Here is a 14,825-nt window from a genome sequence, read left to right on the forward strand (position 1 = left end):
AAGTATTAGTGCGAAATAAAGCTGCCCCTCGAACCGGGAGATGGCGCCGAACCGAGTGATCGGAACTGCGCTCAATCGATCCGGCCGCCGGTCAACCGGACGACGCCGAGCGCGTGCGTCTCGTGGGCGATCGCGCTCGACCGATCCCGGAGCGCGTCGCGCGCGGCGTCGACTCGGCGATCGAGCGTCGCCTGCGGATCGCGGTCGTAGCGGAATCGGAGCGTCGGCGGCGTCGAGAGGATCACGACGGCGCGGAAGAGGGCGTTGACGGGCGCGGCGTACGCCCGTTCGCTGCTGGCTGCATCGACCAGGACGACGTTGCCGCCGTCGACCAGCAGGTCGCACCAGTCGCGGACGGCCGCGCCGGGGTCTTCGAGCATCCCGACGACGAACGTCGCGAGGACGGCGTCGACGGAGTCGAGAGCGGCGTCGACGGTGCCGAAAGTGGCGTCGCCGGCGTTCGCGAACGGCGGGCGGGCGGCGTCGCCCCGAACCAGGTGGACGTTGTCGTACGCCGCGACTGATTCGCGCGCTCGATCGAGAACGGGGCGAGTGAAGTCGACGCCGACGACGGTTCCCTCGGGACCGACCCGCTCGCGGAGGTACGGTAAGTTCGCGCCCGTGCCACAGCCCATCTCGACGACTGTGTCGCCAGATTCTAGTTCCAGCGCCGCGGCGGCGCGCTCGCGAAGCGACCCGATCCCCGGCGTGTAGCGGGCGAGCGCGTCGTACAGCGCGGCCCAGCGGCCGTAGAACGACTGCGCGGCGGTGCTTCCTGATCCCGACGTCCCGGCGCTCGATCGGCGATCCCCGAGATCAGACATCGGTCAGACCAGCGTCCGGATGGCCTCGACCACGGCGTCGACGTCCTCGCCGAGCACGTACAGGATCGGCTCGACGCCGAAGCCGCCGGTCTGGTACAGCACGGTCGCGTCGGGCGACTCCTCTATCGCGGCCCCGATCGCGGCGTCGGCGTCGGCCTCGGCGTCGAACTCGACGGTCTCGTAGCCGGCCTCCTCGAGTCGGGCGACGAGATCCGGGTCGTACCGGAGATTCGCCCCCGCTCGGGCGTCGCTGCCGTGCCGCCGGGCCGCCAGCAGCACCGTTGCGACGTGCTCGCTGACGCCGAACTCGGGGTCGCCGGGAATCGTCGCCCGCCCCTTGACGTCGAAGATGCGGCCGGGGACGCCGGCGACGTCGTCGACGCCCTCGGCGTCGGGCAGGCAGGCGACGAGATTCGATCCCACGTTGGGGATCAGGCCGGCGAAGCCGCTCGTCGTCTCGAGTTTCCGGAGCCCGCGCCGAAGCGCGGCGAGCACGCGCTCGGCCGAGCGCAGCTCGTTGTCCGGATCGTGGACCGCGATCGTCGCGTCGCGGTCCGCCAACTCGGGAACGGCGTCCTCGTGGAGCTTCGCCAGCAGGTCGCCGTCCTCGAGGCGGCGGATCAGCACCTCGACCTCGACGAGCGCCTGAACCGGGCGCATGTCGCCCGACGCCAGCCCGTCGGCGATCTCCTCGACCAACTCGGCCACGCGCTCGTCGTCGAGCACGCGCTCGTTCAGGCTCACGTCGCCGTGGACGTACTTCGAGACGGCGCTCTGGCTGATTCCCAGCACGTCGGCCACCTCGTTCTGTGTCAGCCCCCGCTCCCGGAGCGCCTCGGCGAGCATCGACCGGAACGTGGGGAGGAACTCGTCGACGACGATCTCCTCGATGAATCGCATTCTCGGTGGGGAGTTGGCCCTCCCGGGAGATAACTCTGCGGCTCCGCGGACGACGCGGGGGGACGATACCACCGGGATCGGTCGCAGTTTCAGCGCCTGAAACCGTCGCTCGGGCATTAATAAGACGGACCGTATCTGTGGAAACGAGATGGCAGCGATCGAAACCAGCGGTCTGACCAAGCGGTACGGCGACGTTGTGGCGGTCGACGGCATCGACCTCACGGTCGAGGAGGGGGAGGTGTTCGGATTTCTGGGCCCGAACGGCGCAGGGAAGACGACGACGATCGACCTGTTGCTCGATTTTATCCGGCCGACGGAGGGCTCGGCGACGGTGCTGGGGCACGACGCGCAAGCCGAGACCGACGCCGTGCGCGAGCGGGTCGGCGTCCTGCCCGACGGCGTCGGCCTGTACGACCGGTCGACGGGCTACCGGCACCTGGAGTTCGCGATCGAGTCCAAGGGCGGCTCGGAGACGCCCGACGAACTGCTCGATCGGGTCGGCCTCGACCGCGAGGCCGCCGAGCGTCCGGTCGGAGGGTACTCCAAGGGGATGACCCAGCGCCTGACGATGGCGATGGCGCTCGCCGGCGATCCCGACCTGCTCGTGCTCGACGAGCCCTCCAGCGGCCTCGACCCGATGGGGATCCGCGAGATGCAACGGCTCGTCCGCGAGGAAGCCGACAGCGGGACGACGGTGTTCTTCTCCAGCCACATCCTCGGGCAGGTGTCGGCGGTCTGCGACCGCGTCGGCATCCTCGACGAGGGCGAGCTGGTGACCGTCGACACGATCGAGGGGTTGCGCGAGGAGGCCGGCGTCGGCTCGCGGCTCGTGGTGGAGGTCGGCGGCGACGCCGACGGTCGACTGGGCGGCAGTCCGACCGGCGGCGTCGACCTGACGGCGCTGCCCGGTGTGACCGCCATCGACCGCGAAGACGGCAATATCGTCGTCTCCTACACCGACGCCGCGGCGAAGGCGGCGGCGATCCACCGTCTGGTCGACGCCGGCGTCGAAGTGCTCGACTTCTCGACCGAGGAGGCGACGCTGGAGGATCTGTTCGCCGCCTACACCGGGACGGATGCCGCGGCGGTGCAGGAAGCCGACGACGAGGCTGGCGAACACGGCGACGAGGCGAGCGGCGACGGGGTTACCGGGCGCGTCGCCGCCGGGATAGGAGGTGGTGACGAATGAGCTGGCAGCTCGTCGCCCGCAAGGACTTCGAGGACACGGTGCGCTCGAAGATGATCTGGTCGATCGTCGCGGTGTTCGTCCTGCTGATGGGGATCGTCGGCGTCGGCACGACCGCCGGCGGCTCCGGCGACCCGACTGCGTCGGACGTGATCGGGCTGTTCGTCTCGCTGGCGGGCAACCTGCTGATCCCGGTCACCGCGCTGGTCGTCGGCTACATGGCGATCGTCGGCGAGCGCCAGTCCGGCAGCCTGCGCGTGCTGTTCGGGCTCTCCCACAGCAGGCGGGACGTCGTGGCAGGAAAGTACGCCAGCAGGATCTCGGTGATGGTGCTGGTCGCGCTCGTGACGCTCACGGTGGCGGGCGTGATGATTCTCGGGATCGTGGGGTCGCTCCCGCTGGGCACCTTCGGACCGTTCCTCGCCCTGACGGTGCTGCTCGCGGCGGCGTTCACGGCGCTGGCGGTCGGCGTCTCCGCGATGACCGACACGCGCATGCAGGCGATGGGCGGCGCGATCGGCAGCTACGTCGGCTTCGCGCTGCTGTGGCACCCGTTCGTCGCCGGCGTCCACTACCTCGTCGAGGGCGAACTCGCCGGACTCGACGCGCCGGGCTGGTACTTCCTCCTGCTGCGTCTGGATCCGATGGCGGCCTACCGCCAGTCGATCAGCCTCCTGACCGAGCAGTACCAGTGGCCGCTGATCGGCTGGACGAACATCGTCGAGGACATCCCCGCCGAGCAGGCCGCGGGCGAGAACCTGCTGCTGACGAACCGCGTCGCCGGCGACCTGCCGTTCTATCTGACCGAGTGGTTCGGCGCCGTCGTGTTGCTGGCATGGGTCGTCGTTCCGGCGGCGCTGGGCTACTGGCGGTTCCAGCGCGCGGACCTGAACTGAGTCGGCGGTCGGCGCGCGGGGCGACATCGGCGGTCGCACGCGAGACGGCGGGACGCCGCTACGTCCGCGCCAACCCGGCACCGGCGTCGTTTCGGCCCCGACTCGACTGCATCGTTTCGGCCCTCCACGCGGCATCGTGCGTTTCGGCCCTCCACGCGGCATCGTGCGTTTCGGCCCTCCACGCGGCATCGTGCGTTTCGGCCCTCCACCCGACGGTACGCGCTTCGGCCCTCCAGTCGATTCGCGCCGTGACGATAGCGCGGCATCCGATCGCGGTAGCGCGGTATCCGATCCTCGCGCACGCTCGCTCGCGGGCACGATGAGCAATCATATAGGGGTTCGGGCGGGACTGTTGAGCATGAAACAGGCGATCGTCGCGCGGACCGACATCGACATGGGCAAGGGGAAGCTCGCAGCTCAGGTTGCCCACGCGTCGCTGTCGGCCTACGAGGACACCGGCGAGCGAGCTCGACGGGAGTGGAAAGGCGAGGGCCAGAAGAAGGTCGTGCTGAAGGAGGCCGGCGAGCAGGCGCTGTTCGAGCTGGCCGACATCGCCGAGCGCAAGGGGCTGCCCCACGCCATCGTGCGCGACGCGGGCCACACCCAGCTCGACCCCGGCACGGTCACCGCGCTGGCGGTCGGCCCCGGCGACGAGGAGCTGATCGACGAAGTGACCGGCGACCTCTCGCTGTACTGATGCGCGAGGCACACCCGACCGAGCGCGCGGTGGGGATGGAGTGGTACGTCAGCGACGCCGACGGCACCGGCGGGCGGCTGCGCGACGACGACGAGGACTTCCGGGTGCGCGAGATCGAGCGCTTCGAGACCGAGCCGGTCGACGCCGATCCCGGCGGCTACCCGCACGTCGTCCTGCGCGCCCGGCTGCGCGGGTGGGACACCAACGACTTCGCCGCGCGGCTTTCCGACGGGTTGGGGATCAGCCGCGAGCGCGTCTCCTGGGCCGGCACGAAGGACAAGCACGCCGTGACGACCCAGCTGTTCAGCGTCCGCGACGACGATCCGGACGCCGCCGCGAAGTTCCGCGACGCCGCGTCGGAGATTCGCGACGCCGACGTCGAGGTGTTGGGACGAGCGGGCCGGAGCATCGAGTTCGGCGACCTCGTCGGCAACGAGTTCGAGATCGTCGTCAGCGACGCCGACCGGCCCGAGCAGGCCGAGGCCGTGGCGTCGGAGCTTCGGGCGTTCTGCGGCGACGCGGACAGTAGCGACGGCGAAATCGGCGTCCCGAACTACTTCGGCCAGCAGCGCTTCGGCAGCCAGCGGCCGGTCACCCACGAGGTCGGCCTCCACGTCGTGCGCGGCGAGTGGGAGAAGGCCGTGCTAGCGTACGTCGGCAACCCGTCCGAGAGCGAGCCCGAAAGCACACAGGAGGCCCGGGCGCGCGCCGACGAGGCGGCGTCGGGCGACCGCGACTGGTCGGCCGTGCTGGAGGAGTACCCGCAGCGACTGCGCTACGAGCGCTCGATGCTCCACTCGCTGGTCGAGAGCGGTGGGGACGATCCGGAGGACTTCCGTGAGGCGCTAGAGACGGTCCCAAGCAACCTCCAGCGGCTGTTCGTCCACGCTGCCCAGTCGTACGTGTTCAACCTGATCCTCTCGGAGCGTCTGGTGCGGGGGCTGCCGTTCGATCGACCCGTCGAGGGCGACGTGGCGTGCTTCTCGGATCGCTCGGCGCCTGGCGAGCTGGTCGTGCCCGACACCGATCGGCTCCAGCGCGTGACGGAGAAGCGCGTCGACACGATGGCCCGCCACTGCGAGCGCGGCCGCGCGTTCGTGACGGCGCCGCTGGTCGGAACCGAAACGGAGCTGGCCGAGGGCGAACAGGGAGAAATCGAGCGCGAGATTCTGGGGGAGCTGGATCTCGAACCGGGGGACTTCGACCTGCCCGGCGAGTTCGACTCGACGGGCACGCGGCGTGCGATCCTCGTCCGGACGGATCTCGACGTGAACGTCGACGGCGACGACGTCGGCGTGACGTTCGCGCTGCCGAAGGGCTCGTACGCGACGGTCGTGCTGCGAGAGTTCCTGAAGGCCGATCCGATCGATCTGGGCTGAGGTAGAGCGATCGGGCTGCGAGGAGCGGTCGCACTGCGAGGAGCGGTCGCACTGCGAGGAGCGGTCGCACTGCGAGGAGCGGTCGCACTGCGAGGAGCGGTCGCACTGCGAGGAGCGGTCGCACTGCGAGGAGCGGTCGCACTGCGAGGAGCGGTCGCACTGCACGAACGGCGCGGCGGCGCACGAAGCCTTTTCTCCCGCGTCGTGGTGACAATAGGTGATGCACAGCCGCCAGCTCCGGAAACGACTCGACGCCGCGATCGCGGACGGGTGGCAGATCGAGCAAGAGACGCCGGACCGGGTCGTGCTCGTTCGACGCAGCTACGGCAGCGTCGGCGTCCACCTCCTGCTGGCCGTGTTCACGGCATGGTGGTCGTTCGGCGTCTTCAATCTGCTGTACGCCGGCTACTGCTACCTCGAGGAATCCGAGCGGCGAGTACTCCGGGAGCCGACCGAGCGGGTCTGTCCCGAGTGCGGCGCGGCGTCGCGACCGGGCGCGGAGTTCTGCAGCGAGTGCGGGACCGATCTCGGAAGGACCGCAACTGGAGCCGCGCCCGGCGAAACGGCGGGCGAGCCGAGGACCTGTCCCGAGTGCGACGCCGTCGTCGAGGACGGCGCGCGCTACTGTGCGAACTGCGGGGCCGAACTCGCCGAGACGGCCGCCCGTCGGCGCGACGACTCGAGCGAGTGACGGATGCGGGGCTCGCGAGCGACGAACGAGCGACAGTTGGGCGACAGCCGGGAGCGACGACCGGCGGGAAAGCGCGCCGCTTTACCGGATGGACGCCGTTGCAGCGTACATGGAGTGTGGGCGTTGCGCCAGTTCGCTCGAGCGGCCGGGAGACTACTGTCTGGTCTGTAACACCGGCAACGCCGACACCGTGGTGCTCGATCTCGACCGCGACCGGGCGACGGTGACGATGCTCGACGGCGACGACGTGCTCGGCGCGACGACCGTGACGACGATGCCCGAGGAGGAAGGCGAGAGCGCGGTGATCGAACTCCGGAACTACGCCGGGAAGATCGCCGACGAGATCCGACGCAAGCGCCCCGACGAAGTGTACGCGACCGGCGACCGCGAGGTACTCCGGGCCATTCGCGGGCAGTCCCACTACGAGTTCTATCGCGTCGCCGGCGACGATCCCGTCGAGGCGGTGATCGAGCGCCGCGGCGAGCGCGCGCTGGAGGTCGTCGACCTGCCGCCCATGGAGAAACTCGGCGGGTCGCACACGACGCTGATCGGGAGTCGGGACGGGCGACGGGCCGTCCAGACCGTCGCCGAGCATCCCCACGTCAAGAAGGTGATCCCGGGGCCGATCGACGCCGGCGGCACCGGTTCCCAGTCCGGACTGCGCGCGAAGGTCACGCGCGCCGACGGGAACGGGAACGTTCGCCTGTTGTTGCGGGACGGGTCCAGCGTGCAGGAGAACCGCATCGTGACGACGGCCCGCGACATCGACGGCGGCGAGCGAGTCCGGGAGGATCTCAACGAAGCGCTCGACGACGTCGATCTCTACTGATCCGATATCTGCTGCCCCGATCTCGACTGACCCCGTCCGTACTGACGGCCACGTGTACTGTCGCGACACCAGGACTGGCGGGGAACACTGCGCGCGGAGCGACGTTGCCACACACCACCCTGTCGAGTGTTCTACGAACGAGAATGCCGGCGCTTGCGGCCGATTTTATCGCCGGTCGGGGAAGAATCGATCACCGGTCCCACCCCACATTGTCGAGTGTTAGTCGAGTACTGGCGGGGAGGGGGAGATATTATTTCGGTCACCCACCCCACCGCGTCGAGTGTTAGTCGAGAACCGGCGGGTGGGGGTGAGAGGAGAACGTAGTCGCGGTTCGAACGTTACTTAACGTAGGTATCCGCTAGAAGCAATCCGGACTTCGAGAGCCGGTAGCCCGACTCGGTCAGACCGTCGAAACTCGAGCAACGGGGCAACGAAACCGTACTCGAGTGTAGGACCCGAGTGGTGGAACAGAGATAGGGGCGCGGGGTCGGCGAACACGCGACGCGGTGGGGCGGCTGGAAGGCGATGGAACGGATTGAATGCGGTCACCGAGCTCGACGACAGGAGCGGTGATCAAACGACGCGACGAACACTCGACGGGGAGGGGTGTTCTAGTACATAAGCGTTTATATCACGTGACGCACTCGACACGCCGGTTTTATGTAGGACCTGTCCTAGTGTTTCGGCAATGCCGCTGTTCGATCGGGACACGACCATCTTCCGCGACGAGGACGTCCTGCGGGAGGACTACCAGCCCGATTCGATCCAGGAGCGCGACGAGGAGATCGACGCTTACAAAACCGCCTTGCAGCCGGTTGTCAACGGCGCCCAGCCGCGGAACGTCTTCCTCTACGGCAAAACTGGCGTCGGCAAAACGGTCGCCACGCGCTTCCTGCTCGATCACCTCCGCCGGGACGTCGAGGAGTACGACGACGTCGACCTGTCGATCGTCTGGCTGAACTGCAACAATCTCACGAGCTCCTACCAAGTCGCGGCGAACCTGGTCAACGAGCTGCGGCCTGCCAACGAGCAGATCAGCACGACGGGCTACCCCCAGCAGAAGATCTTCGACATGCTCTACGACGAGTTAGAGCGGCTGGGCGGAACGGTGCTGATCGTGCTCGACGAGATCGACCACATCGGGGACGACGACGATCTGCTGTACGAGCTTCCCCGAGCGCGCGCGAACGGGTATCTTTCCGCCGGGAAACCGGGGATCATCGGCATCAGCAACGATTTTAGTTTTCGCAGCGGCCTCTCGCCGAAAGTGAAGGACGCCCTCTGCGAGGAGGAGATCCACTTCTCGCCGTACGTCGCGAGCGAACTGGAGTCGATCCTCGACCAGCGCGCCGCGAAGGCGTTGCACGACGAGGTTCTCGCCGACGGCGTCCTGCCGCTGTGCGCCGCGCTGGCCGCCCAGGACACCGGCAGCGCACGCCAGGCGCTGGACTTGCTGTACAAGGCTGGTGACCTCGCGCGATCACAGGACGTAGCGGAAGTGACCGAAAAGCACGTCCGGGACGCACAGCGCGCGCTCGAACGCGGCCGGATCAAGCAGGGAATGGTGGAGTTGACCCAGCACGGTCACCTCTCGCTGGTCGCCGTATTGAGTCTCGCCCTCGAAGAGGAGACGCCGGCGCGCGTCCGCGAGATCTACCCACGATACCGCTCGGCTGCCGAGTACGTCGGAACGAACCCGCTGGTGCGGCGCCGGATGCACGATCACCTCTCCGACCTGGCGATGCAAGGCATCCTCCACCGGAACACACGCAACGAGGGGCGAGCCGGTGGAAAGTACTACGTCTACGATCTCGACGTCGCCGTCGAGATGGTGATGGACGTCGTCGACGATCTCGAGATGGTCGACCTGCCGCCGACGGTCGTTCGTCAGGCGGAACAGACCGATCTGACCGCGCACTGAACGATCGACACCAGTTCGCTCTCGAATCTCGATGGTTTCTCAGTTGTCGTCGAAAACTAGCCTCGTCTCCTGAAGGGAACACTCGACGTAGTGGTGTGGGGGGTGAAGTACACAGCTGGAAGAGACGGGAACTAAGACGGACAGAACAGCACCGAAACAGGCATCTATCACTGCAGCAACCGAGCCGTGTCGGCGTCATCGAACCACTGATCATGTTAGTTAGGGCGACGAGAGCGCACACGGGCTGTCTCGCCGACGATGACAGCGCGAACGGGCCGCCCCGTCGACTGAATTTCACCTCCGGACTTCCTCGCTTCCGTCACCCCCTCCCCGCCATCTACCGATAACACTCGACACCGTGGGGTGGGGGACCCGTCAGAGCCCTCTCGACGTAGCGGTTTCTAGGACTACACCAGGAACCCGTAAAACACTCGACAAGGTGGGGTGAGTGTGGGAGAAAAGCCCCGACATCGCATGGCGTCGTTTTCGCCGATCTGTCCGGTATCGCCGATATTTGGACGCCGAGAGGGAGAGAGTATCTCGGCCGCTAGTCCCGGAAGGCTTGTAAGAAGTGGCCTTTCTGATCCGCCCCGTCGCGACTCACCACCTTTACAAGGAGAGCTCTAATTACATCTAATTAGAGATGGCCTCCAGGCACGACGTGGTTCTGGCGGTACTGCCGTTCCTGGTCCTGAGTGGAATCGTCGTCCAGTCGTTCGCGGGAGTACTCGAACGGGTTGCAGGGATCGGCGGTGGCTTCGAACAGCTACCGCTGGCGATCCCCGGAATCCTGGCTGCGGCGGCGCTGGTCGGTCACGAGATCGCGATCTCCCCGCCCACCGCCGAAGATTGCTGACTTCTCGGATCGCCTTCCCTGATCGCTCAGTTCCTTGATCGCTCAACTCCCGGATTGGCGCCCCGAGTCCACCTTCTGACGCTCACAGGCGAGTTCGAGCAACCCGTCACAACGATCGCTCCGCCCCGGGGCACACTCCGCGTCCGTCACGACTCAAAGGGTTTATCTGTACCGTAGAGCTATCTCACGGTACTATGGCCGAAGGCAAGAAGGGACGGACCGGGAGCGCGGGTCGCTTCGGCGCGCGCTACGGTCGGGTCTCCCGCAAGCGAGTCGCCGAGATCGAGGACGAGATGAACGACGACCACACCTGCCCCGAGTGCGGCGGCGACACCATCGACCGCGAAGGGACGGGCATCTGGGGCTGCCGGCGCTGCGGCCACAAGTTCGCCGGCGGCACGTACCGCCCCGAGACGCCGGGCGGAAAGAGCGTCGAGCGATCGATCCGCGCCGCGCTCGCCGAGGACGAGGAGTAACGATGGCGTACAAGTGCTCGCGCTGCAAACGCGACGTCGAACTCGACGAGTACGGCGGCGTTCGCTGTCCCTACTGCGGGCACCGGGTGCTCCTCAAAGAGCGGAGTCGCGACGTGAAGGAAGTCGACGTCAACTGAGTCGACTTCAATCGGATGGATAACCCCGTCCACGAGGCGACGTACGATTTCGAGTACGATTCTGCGGACGCGGCGTCGGTCGTCGAGCGTAGCCTCCGCCGTGAGATCGGCGAGATCGACGACGATCGCTCGACAGCCGCCCTCGAACGCGACGGACGAACGCTCTCGATTCGCGTCGAAGCCGCTGATCTGGTCGCGCTCCGGGCCGCAACCAACACCTGGCTCTCGCTGGTCGACGTCGCCGAGAGCGCCCGGTCGGCCGGAAGTGAGCGCGACGGGTCCCCGACCGCGTAGCGGTTCGACCGGATCGAGTCCGCGTAGCGACCCGACCGCCCGACGACAATGCAGGGGTTTTTCAGTCCGGGTCACCACTTCGGACGTATGCAGGGTAATCTGCCGCCGGAAGCACAAGAGAAGCTCGAACAGCTCCAGGACCTTCAGGAGACGGCTCAGGAAGTCGCCGTCCAGAAGGAAGAAGCCGAGACGCAACTCAGCGAGTCCCGCACGGCCCTCGACGAGCTCGAGGACATCGACGAGGACACAGTAATGTACCGCGAGGTCGGCGAGCTGCTCGTCGAGACCGACTACGACGAGGCCAAAGACGACCTCGAGGAGACGGTCAACGACCTCGAGATCCGCGTCGAGACGCTGGACAAGCAGGAAGAGCGCGTCCAGGAGCAGTTCGAAGAGCTCCAGGAAGAGCTCCAGGAGATGCTCGGCGGCGGTGGCGGCGGCGGCCCGATGGGCGGCGGCATGGGCCCCGGCGGCGCCTGATCGTCCGATGCCCACCGACGAGACGGTCGTCCAGACCGCCGCGGAAGCCGCCGAAGGCGTGATCTTCTCGCGCATGAAGCGCTCCGCGGTCGACGACTACGACGTGCGAGTGACCTTCGAGGACGGCGTCCTCGAAGTCGACGTCTACGTCGAGGCGCCCGAGACCGACGCCGACGAGGAGCGGGTCGCCGACGACGCCGCGCTTGCGGCGCGCTCGGCGGTCGACGATCTGTTCGACGACGCGTGAGCGAGCGCCGGCGGACTCGCCGCTGACCGCGGGCGAGTTCGGCCGGTCTTTTCCACTCTTTCCCGATCTAACAGCGGCGACTCCGCGCACAGTCGCCGCGGCAGCCCGGAGTTACGACAGTCGTCGGGACGCATCTCGATCCTGATAGCCTCGGCGAAACTCCCGTCCGATACGAACCGCGCTCACGACGAACGCGACGCCGAACGCCGCGGCAAACCCGATGACGACGGTACCGTACCGCCCCGAGGCCGCGGCGGATGCCATCACAACCGCAAGCGCTCCGCTAACCGCCAGCACGCCGACAGAGACGACCCCGGCGAGTGCGATCCGTACTACTCGAACCCGTCGGCTCCCGCGACGCAACCAGTCGCCGCCGTGGAGCCGCCACGCCGCGATCTCGGTCGCAACCAGCACGGCGATCAGGAACGCGGTCATGTCGACGAGCAGCCGGACGGGCGCGGACAGCGATACGCCGGCGACCGCCAGAAACTCCTCGACGGCCCATATCGTCCCGAGAAATGTCGGTGGGGCGAACAGTAACAGCGCGCCGACCCACACCGCGCCGGCGGTCAGGAGGCGAAAACGGGACTCAGACATAGTATGAGATCACCCGCCGAGAAAATAAAATCACCGCCCTCAGAGCACCACGGCGACGTCGCGACGGCTCAGCGATCGCAGATGTCGACGAAGTTCTCGAACAGCTCCTCTCCCTCCTCGGTGTGGGCGACCTCGGGATGCCACTGGACGCCGTAGAGATTCCGGTCGACGTCGCTCATCGCCTCGACGCCGCAGACGTCGCTGCGCCCGGTCAGCGAGAAGCCGTCGGGCAGCTCCTTGACCTCGTCGGCGTGGCTCGCCCAGACGCGGGTTTCGGGCGCGAGCGATCCGGTCAGCGGGTCGTCCTCGTCGAGCACCTCGACGGTGACGTCGGCGTAGCCGCCGTACTCGCCGCCGCCGACGCGGCCGCCGAGCTCGTCGGCGATGATCTGCATACCCAGACAGATGCCCAGCACCGGCACGTCGAGATCGAGGTAGTCGGCGCAGCGCCCGATGTCGTCGATGTCCGGGCCGCCCGAGAGCACGAGACCGTCGGCGTCGATCTCCTCGGGCGGCGTCTCGTTGTCGATCAGTTCCACGTCGACGCCCATGTCCCGGAGCGCGCGCTGCTCCAGGTGGGTGAACTGGCCGTGGTTGTCGACCACGTCGATCTTCGTCATTGGGGCGTCGTAGTCGCGCGGTCGTTAAAAGGCGTCCGGAACGCGCCGAAAACTGCCAGAAACGCGGTCGAGCGGCGTTCGAACTGTGCCGGCGCCATCCCCCGGCGATTGACTCCCGCCGGGAGACAGCCCGCTCTCGGCACCAACTGCTCGCCAGTTTTTCGACGTGCCAACAGTGTTAACTCTCCGCACGCGAACAGCGTTGGTATGACGATCGACGCCCTCGACGAGTTCGACCATCCGGCGTGGCTGACCGCGGCCAGCACCGCGGTCGCCTACGGCGTCGTGCTGCTGGTCATGTTCGCGGCGCTGTTTCTCGTGCCGTACGCGCTGTTCACTCTCTTGTAACTTCGGCGGCGTCAGCATGGCTGGACTCGACGGCGCCGGGCCGCCGATCGGCGCCCAGAACCGCGCCCGCGACCAGCAGCGGGGCACCGACGACCGTGACGCTGAGAACGGTTCCGATCGCGGCGACGAGGACGAACGCGACCGCGACGACGCCGGAGAACGGCCCGCCGAACGGACCAGCCCCCATCACCGGCGTCACCGACAGCGCCGCGACGCCGAACGCGACCGCGGCGGTTCCGACGCCGAGGCGGCGGCTCCCTCGGCCCAGTGCGCACCCGGCGGGAAGGAGCGAAAAGACGGGAACGAGCGTCGGAACCTCTGACGCCAGCCAGCGCGTCGAGCCCGGCGCGAGCGCCGCGAGGGCGAGCGTGACCGCACCGGCGACGAGGGCGCCGACGCTCGCGAGTCCGACGAGCGTTCGGTACGACGCGCGCTCGCGAACGCCCTCTCGCCGGATTCCGATTCCGAGCAGGGCGTACGCGATTCCCACGCCGAACAGGGGAAGCAACGACGGGCCGATCGTCCGGACCGCGCCGATCCCGAGCATCGCGAGCGTTGTCGCCGCACCGACCGCAGCCAGGCTGGCACCCGGGGCGTCCAGTACCCGGTCGGCGGTCAACCCGACGTGAGAGAGCGCTCGATCGGCCGCCCCGACGAGACCGTCGCGTCGCCCGAACAGCGGGACGGCGACCCCGACCGCGACGCCGAACAGGAGCGCCGGCGTCACCGCGATCAGGAGCGCGTTGGCGGCGGCGGACGGGGCGACGAGTTCCGCGACCGCGAGCGAACTCCACAGCCACCCGAGCGCGGCGTCCCGCGGCACGAACGTCACGAGGCCCCGGTCGTCGAGCTCGGTGAGCGTCATCCGACTCCCGTCGTCGGAGACCGTCGCGCCGGCGACCGTCCACCCTATCTGATACCCCTCCGGAGCGACGACGCGGAGTCGGTCGGCGCCCAGCCCGTCGAGATTCCGGTACCCGTACGCGCTCGTGAACTCGCCCGATCGGAGCGTTCCGCGGACCGACCGCTCGGCGAAGTCGTTTTCTCGGTAGCGCAGCTCTAGGACGTCGTCCTCGGACAGATTCGCCGCGAGGAGTTCGGCGTCGCCCATCGCGCCGTCCGCGATCCGGTCGCGGTAGCTCGCGTTCGATCGCAGCTCCTCGGTCCCCGTCGAGTCGTCGAGCCGGTTCCGCACGATCCACGTCGCGGTCCCGTTCTCCCGCACGCGGACCTCGGCGGTGCTCCCGACGACGTCGATCGGATGGGTGACGAACTCGCCGTCGACGGCGACGCCGCGCTCCTCGACCCGCTGCTCGAAGCTCTCCCCGCAGGCGTCACAGAGCGGTTGCGGCGGCGGCGCGGCGCCGGCGGGCGCGACCGTCGCCGCGAGCGAGACGACGAGCAGACAACAGAGCGCTACGTGGAGGGGCTTCCGCGGGACCATACC

General features: G+C 68.0%; 19 protein-coding genes. 14 read left to right on the forward strand and 5 right to left on the reverse strand.

Annotation, left to right across the window (positions count from 1 at the left end; all coding sequences use genetic code 11):
- Positions 1-71 precede the first annotated feature (71 nt).
- Positions 72-824 (reverse strand): class I SAM-dependent methyltransferase, encoded by a 753-nt coding sequence (locus ABDZ81_RS00095; RefSeq protein WP_343771761.1) that lies wholly within the window; start codon positions 822-824, stop codon positions 72-74.
- Positions 825-827: 3 nt separating this feature from the next.
- Positions 828-1,724 carry a thiamine-phosphate synthase family protein gene (locus ABDZ81_RS00100; RefSeq protein WP_343771762.1) on the reverse strand — a complete coding sequence of 299 codons (897 nt, stop codon included), beginning with the start codon at positions 1,722-1,724 and terminating at the stop codon, positions 828-830.
- A gap of 148 nt (positions 1,725-1,872) precedes the next feature.
- Between ABDZ81_RS00100 and ABDZ81_RS00105 the strand changes: the two genes are divergently transcribed.
- The 13 genes from ABDZ81_RS00105 (at position 1,873) to ABDZ81_RS00165 (ending at position 11,813) form a co-directional block, all read left to right on the forward strand.
- Positions 1,873-2,913, forward strand: a complete 1,041-nt coding sequence (locus tag ABDZ81_RS00105) for an ABC transporter ATP-binding protein (RefSeq protein WP_343771763.1) — start codon at positions 1,873-1,875, stop codon at positions 2,911-2,913.
- A complete protein-coding gene (locus ABDZ81_RS00110; RefSeq protein WP_343771764.1) occupies positions 2,910-3,806 on the forward strand; it encodes an ABC transporter permease subunit in 897 nt (298 codons plus the stop codon). Before ABDZ81_RS00105 ends, ABDZ81_RS00110 begins: the two co-directional genes overlap by 4 nt.
- Positions 3,807-4,164: 358 nt before the next feature.
- Complete coding sequence (pth2, locus tag ABDZ81_RS00115) at positions 4,165-4,503, forward strand: peptidyl-tRNA hydrolase Pth2 (protein WP_343771766.1); 339 nt, start codon at positions 4,165-4,167, stop codon at positions 4,501-4,503.
- Positions 4,503-5,882, forward strand: coding sequence for a tRNA pseudouridine(13) synthase TruD (gene truD / locus ABDZ81_RS00120; RefSeq protein ID WP_343771768.1), 1,380 nt, complete (start codon positions 4,503-4,505; stop codon positions 5,880-5,882). Before pth2 ends, truD begins: the two co-directional genes overlap by 1 nt.
- Before the next feature lie 220 nt (positions 5,883-6,102).
- Entirely contained in the window at positions 6,103-6,573 is a 471-nt protein-coding gene (locus ABDZ81_RS00125; protein WP_343771770.1) for a zinc ribbon domain-containing protein, read from the forward strand.
- 109 nt (positions 6,574-6,682) lie between these two features.
- Positions 6,683-7,402 carry a DUF2103 domain-containing protein gene (locus ABDZ81_RS00130; protein ID WP_343771771.1) on the forward strand — a complete coding sequence of 240 codons (720 nt, stop codon included), beginning with the start codon at positions 6,683-6,685 and terminating at the stop codon, positions 7,400-7,402.
- A 688-nt stretch (positions 7,403-8,090) separates the two neighbouring features.
- Entirely contained in the window at positions 8,091-9,323 is a 1,233-nt protein-coding gene (locus ABDZ81_RS00135) for an orc1/cdc6 family replication initiation protein (protein ID WP_343771772.1), read from the forward strand.
- A 643-nt stretch (positions 9,324-9,966) separates the two neighbouring features.
- Positions 9,967-10,179, forward strand: a complete 213-nt coding sequence (locus tag ABDZ81_RS00140) for a DUF8015 family protein (protein WP_343771773.1) — start codon at positions 9,967-9,969, stop codon at positions 10,177-10,179.
- Positions 10,180-10,373: 194 nt separating this feature from the next.
- Positions 10,374-10,655 carry a 50S ribosomal protein L37ae gene (locus ABDZ81_RS00145; RefSeq protein ID WP_343771774.1) on the forward strand — a complete coding sequence of 94 codons (282 nt, stop codon included), beginning with the start codon at positions 10,374-10,376 and terminating at the stop codon, positions 10,653-10,655.
- Positions 10,656-10,657: 2 nt separating this feature from the next.
- A complete protein-coding gene (locus ABDZ81_RS00150; protein WP_256392347.1) occupies positions 10,658-10,792 on the forward strand; it encodes a DNA-directed RNA polymerase subunit P in 135 nt (44 codons plus the stop codon).
- A gap of 15 nt (positions 10,793-10,807) precedes the next feature.
- Positions 10,808-11,086 carry a KEOPS complex subunit Pcc1 gene (locus ABDZ81_RS00155; protein ID WP_343771775.1) on the forward strand — a complete coding sequence of 93 codons (279 nt, stop codon included), beginning with the start codon at positions 10,808-10,810 and terminating at the stop codon, positions 11,084-11,086.
- A gap of 87 nt (positions 11,087-11,173) precedes the next feature.
- Positions 11,174-11,566 (forward strand): prefoldin subunit beta, encoded by a 393-nt coding sequence (locus ABDZ81_RS00160; RefSeq protein ID WP_343771776.1) that lies wholly within the window; start codon positions 11,174-11,176, stop codon positions 11,564-11,566.
- 7 nt (positions 11,567-11,573) lie between these two features.
- Positions 11,574-11,813 carry a DUF3194 domain-containing protein gene (locus ABDZ81_RS00165; protein ID WP_343771777.1) on the forward strand — a complete coding sequence of 80 codons (240 nt, stop codon included), beginning with the start codon at positions 11,574-11,576 and terminating at the stop codon, positions 11,811-11,813.
- Positions 11,814-11,924: 111 nt separating this feature from the next.
- Here ABDZ81_RS00165 and ABDZ81_RS00170 read toward each other — a convergent pair whose 3' ends face one another.
- A complete protein-coding gene (locus ABDZ81_RS00170; protein WP_343771778.1) occupies positions 11,925-12,410 on the reverse strand; it encodes a hypothetical protein in 486 nt (161 codons plus the stop codon).
- A 68-nt stretch (positions 12,411-12,478) separates the two neighbouring features.
- Entirely contained in the window at positions 12,479-13,030 is a 552-nt protein-coding gene (locus ABDZ81_RS00175; RefSeq protein ID WP_343771779.1) for a GMP synthase subunit A, read from the reverse strand.
- Between the two features lie 207 nt (positions 13,031-13,237).
- On the opposite strand from ABDZ81_RS00175, the gene ABDZ81_RS00180 reads away from it, so the two are divergent.
- A complete protein-coding gene (locus ABDZ81_RS00180) occupies positions 13,238-13,378 on the forward strand; it encodes a hypothetical protein (RefSeq protein WP_343771780.1) in 141 nt (46 codons plus the stop codon).
- On the opposite strand, the gene ABDZ81_RS00185 is transcribed toward ABDZ81_RS00180, so the two are convergent.
- Positions 13,365-14,822 (reverse strand): hypothetical protein, encoded by a 1,458-nt coding sequence (locus ABDZ81_RS00185; protein WP_343771781.1) that lies wholly within the window; start codon positions 14,820-14,822, stop codon positions 13,365-13,367. The genes ABDZ81_RS00180 and ABDZ81_RS00185 overlap by 14 nt on opposite strands.
- Positions 14,823-14,825: the final 3 nt, after the last annotated feature.

Source organism: Natronoarchaeum mannanilyticum (assembly GCF_039522665.1).
In the GTDB taxonomy this organism is placed as follows: Archaea; Halobacteriota; Halobacteria; order Halobacteriales; family Natronoarchaeaceae; genus Natronoarchaeum; species Natronoarchaeum mannanilyticum.

Bases quoted from the DNA above. Each gene is read 5' to 3' on its own strand.
- ABDZ81_RS00095 (WP_343771761.1), bottom strand. From the start codon at position 824: ATGTCTGATCTCGGGGATCGCCGATCGAGCGCCGGGACGTCGGGATCA.
- ABDZ81_RS00100 (WP_343771762.1), bottom strand. From the start codon at position 1,724: ATGCGATTCATCGAGGAGATCGTCGTCGACGAGTTCCTCCCCACGTTC.
- ABDZ81_RS00105 (WP_343771763.1), top strand. From the start codon at position 1,873: ATGGCAGCGATCGAAACCAGCGGTCTGACCAAGCGGTACGGCGACGTT.
- ABDZ81_RS00110 (WP_343771764.1), top strand. From the start codon at position 2,910: ATGAGCTGGCAGCTCGTCGCCCGCAAGGACTTCGAGGACACGGTGCGC.
- pth2 (WP_343771766.1), top strand. From the start codon at position 4,165: ATGAAACAGGCGATCGTCGCGCGGACCGACATCGACATGGGCAAGGGG.
- truD (WP_343771768.1), top strand. From the start codon at position 4,503: ATGCGCGAGGCACACCCGACCGAGCGCGCGGTGGGGATGGAGTGGTAC.
- ABDZ81_RS00125 (WP_343771770.1), top strand. From the start codon at position 6,103: ATGCACAGCCGCCAGCTCCGGAAACGACTCGACGCCGCGATCGCGGAC.
- ABDZ81_RS00130 (WP_343771771.1), top strand. From the start codon at position 6,683: ATGGAGTGTGGGCGTTGCGCCAGTTCGCTCGAGCGGCCGGGAGACTAC.
- ABDZ81_RS00135 (WP_343771772.1), top strand. From the start codon at position 8,091: ATGCCGCTGTTCGATCGGGACACGACCATCTTCCGCGACGAGGACGTC.
- ABDZ81_RS00140 (WP_343771773.1), top strand. From the start codon at position 9,967: ATGGCCTCCAGGCACGACGTGGTTCTGGCGGTACTGCCGTTCCTGGTC.
- ABDZ81_RS00145 (WP_343771774.1), top strand. From the start codon at position 10,374: ATGGCCGAAGGCAAGAAGGGACGGACCGGGAGCGCGGGTCGCTTCGGC.
- ABDZ81_RS00150 (WP_256392347.1), top strand. From the start codon at position 10,658: ATGGCGTACAAGTGCTCGCGCTGCAAACGCGACGTCGAACTCGACGAG.
- ABDZ81_RS00155 (WP_343771775.1), top strand. From the start codon at position 10,808: ATGGATAACCCCGTCCACGAGGCGACGTACGATTTCGAGTACGATTCT.
- ABDZ81_RS00160 (WP_343771776.1), top strand. From the start codon at position 11,174: ATGCAGGGTAATCTGCCGCCGGAAGCACAAGAGAAGCTCGAACAGCTC.
- ABDZ81_RS00165 (WP_343771777.1), top strand. From the start codon at position 11,574: ATGCCCACCGACGAGACGGTCGTCCAGACCGCCGCGGAAGCCGCCGAA.
- ABDZ81_RS00170 (WP_343771778.1), bottom strand. From the start codon at position 12,410: ATGTCTGAGTCCCGTTTTCGCCTCCTGACCGCCGGCGCGGTGTGGGTC.
- ABDZ81_RS00175 (WP_343771779.1), bottom strand. From the start codon at position 13,030: ATGACGAAGATCGACGTGGTCGACAACCACGGCCAGTTCACCCACCTG.
- ABDZ81_RS00180 (WP_343771780.1), top strand. From the start codon at position 13,238: ATGACGATCGACGCCCTCGACGAGTTCGACCATCCGGCGTGGCTGACC.
- ABDZ81_RS00185 (WP_343771781.1), bottom strand. From the start codon at position 14,822: ATGGTCCCGCGGAAGCCCCTCCACGTAGCGCTCTGTTGTCTGCTCGTC.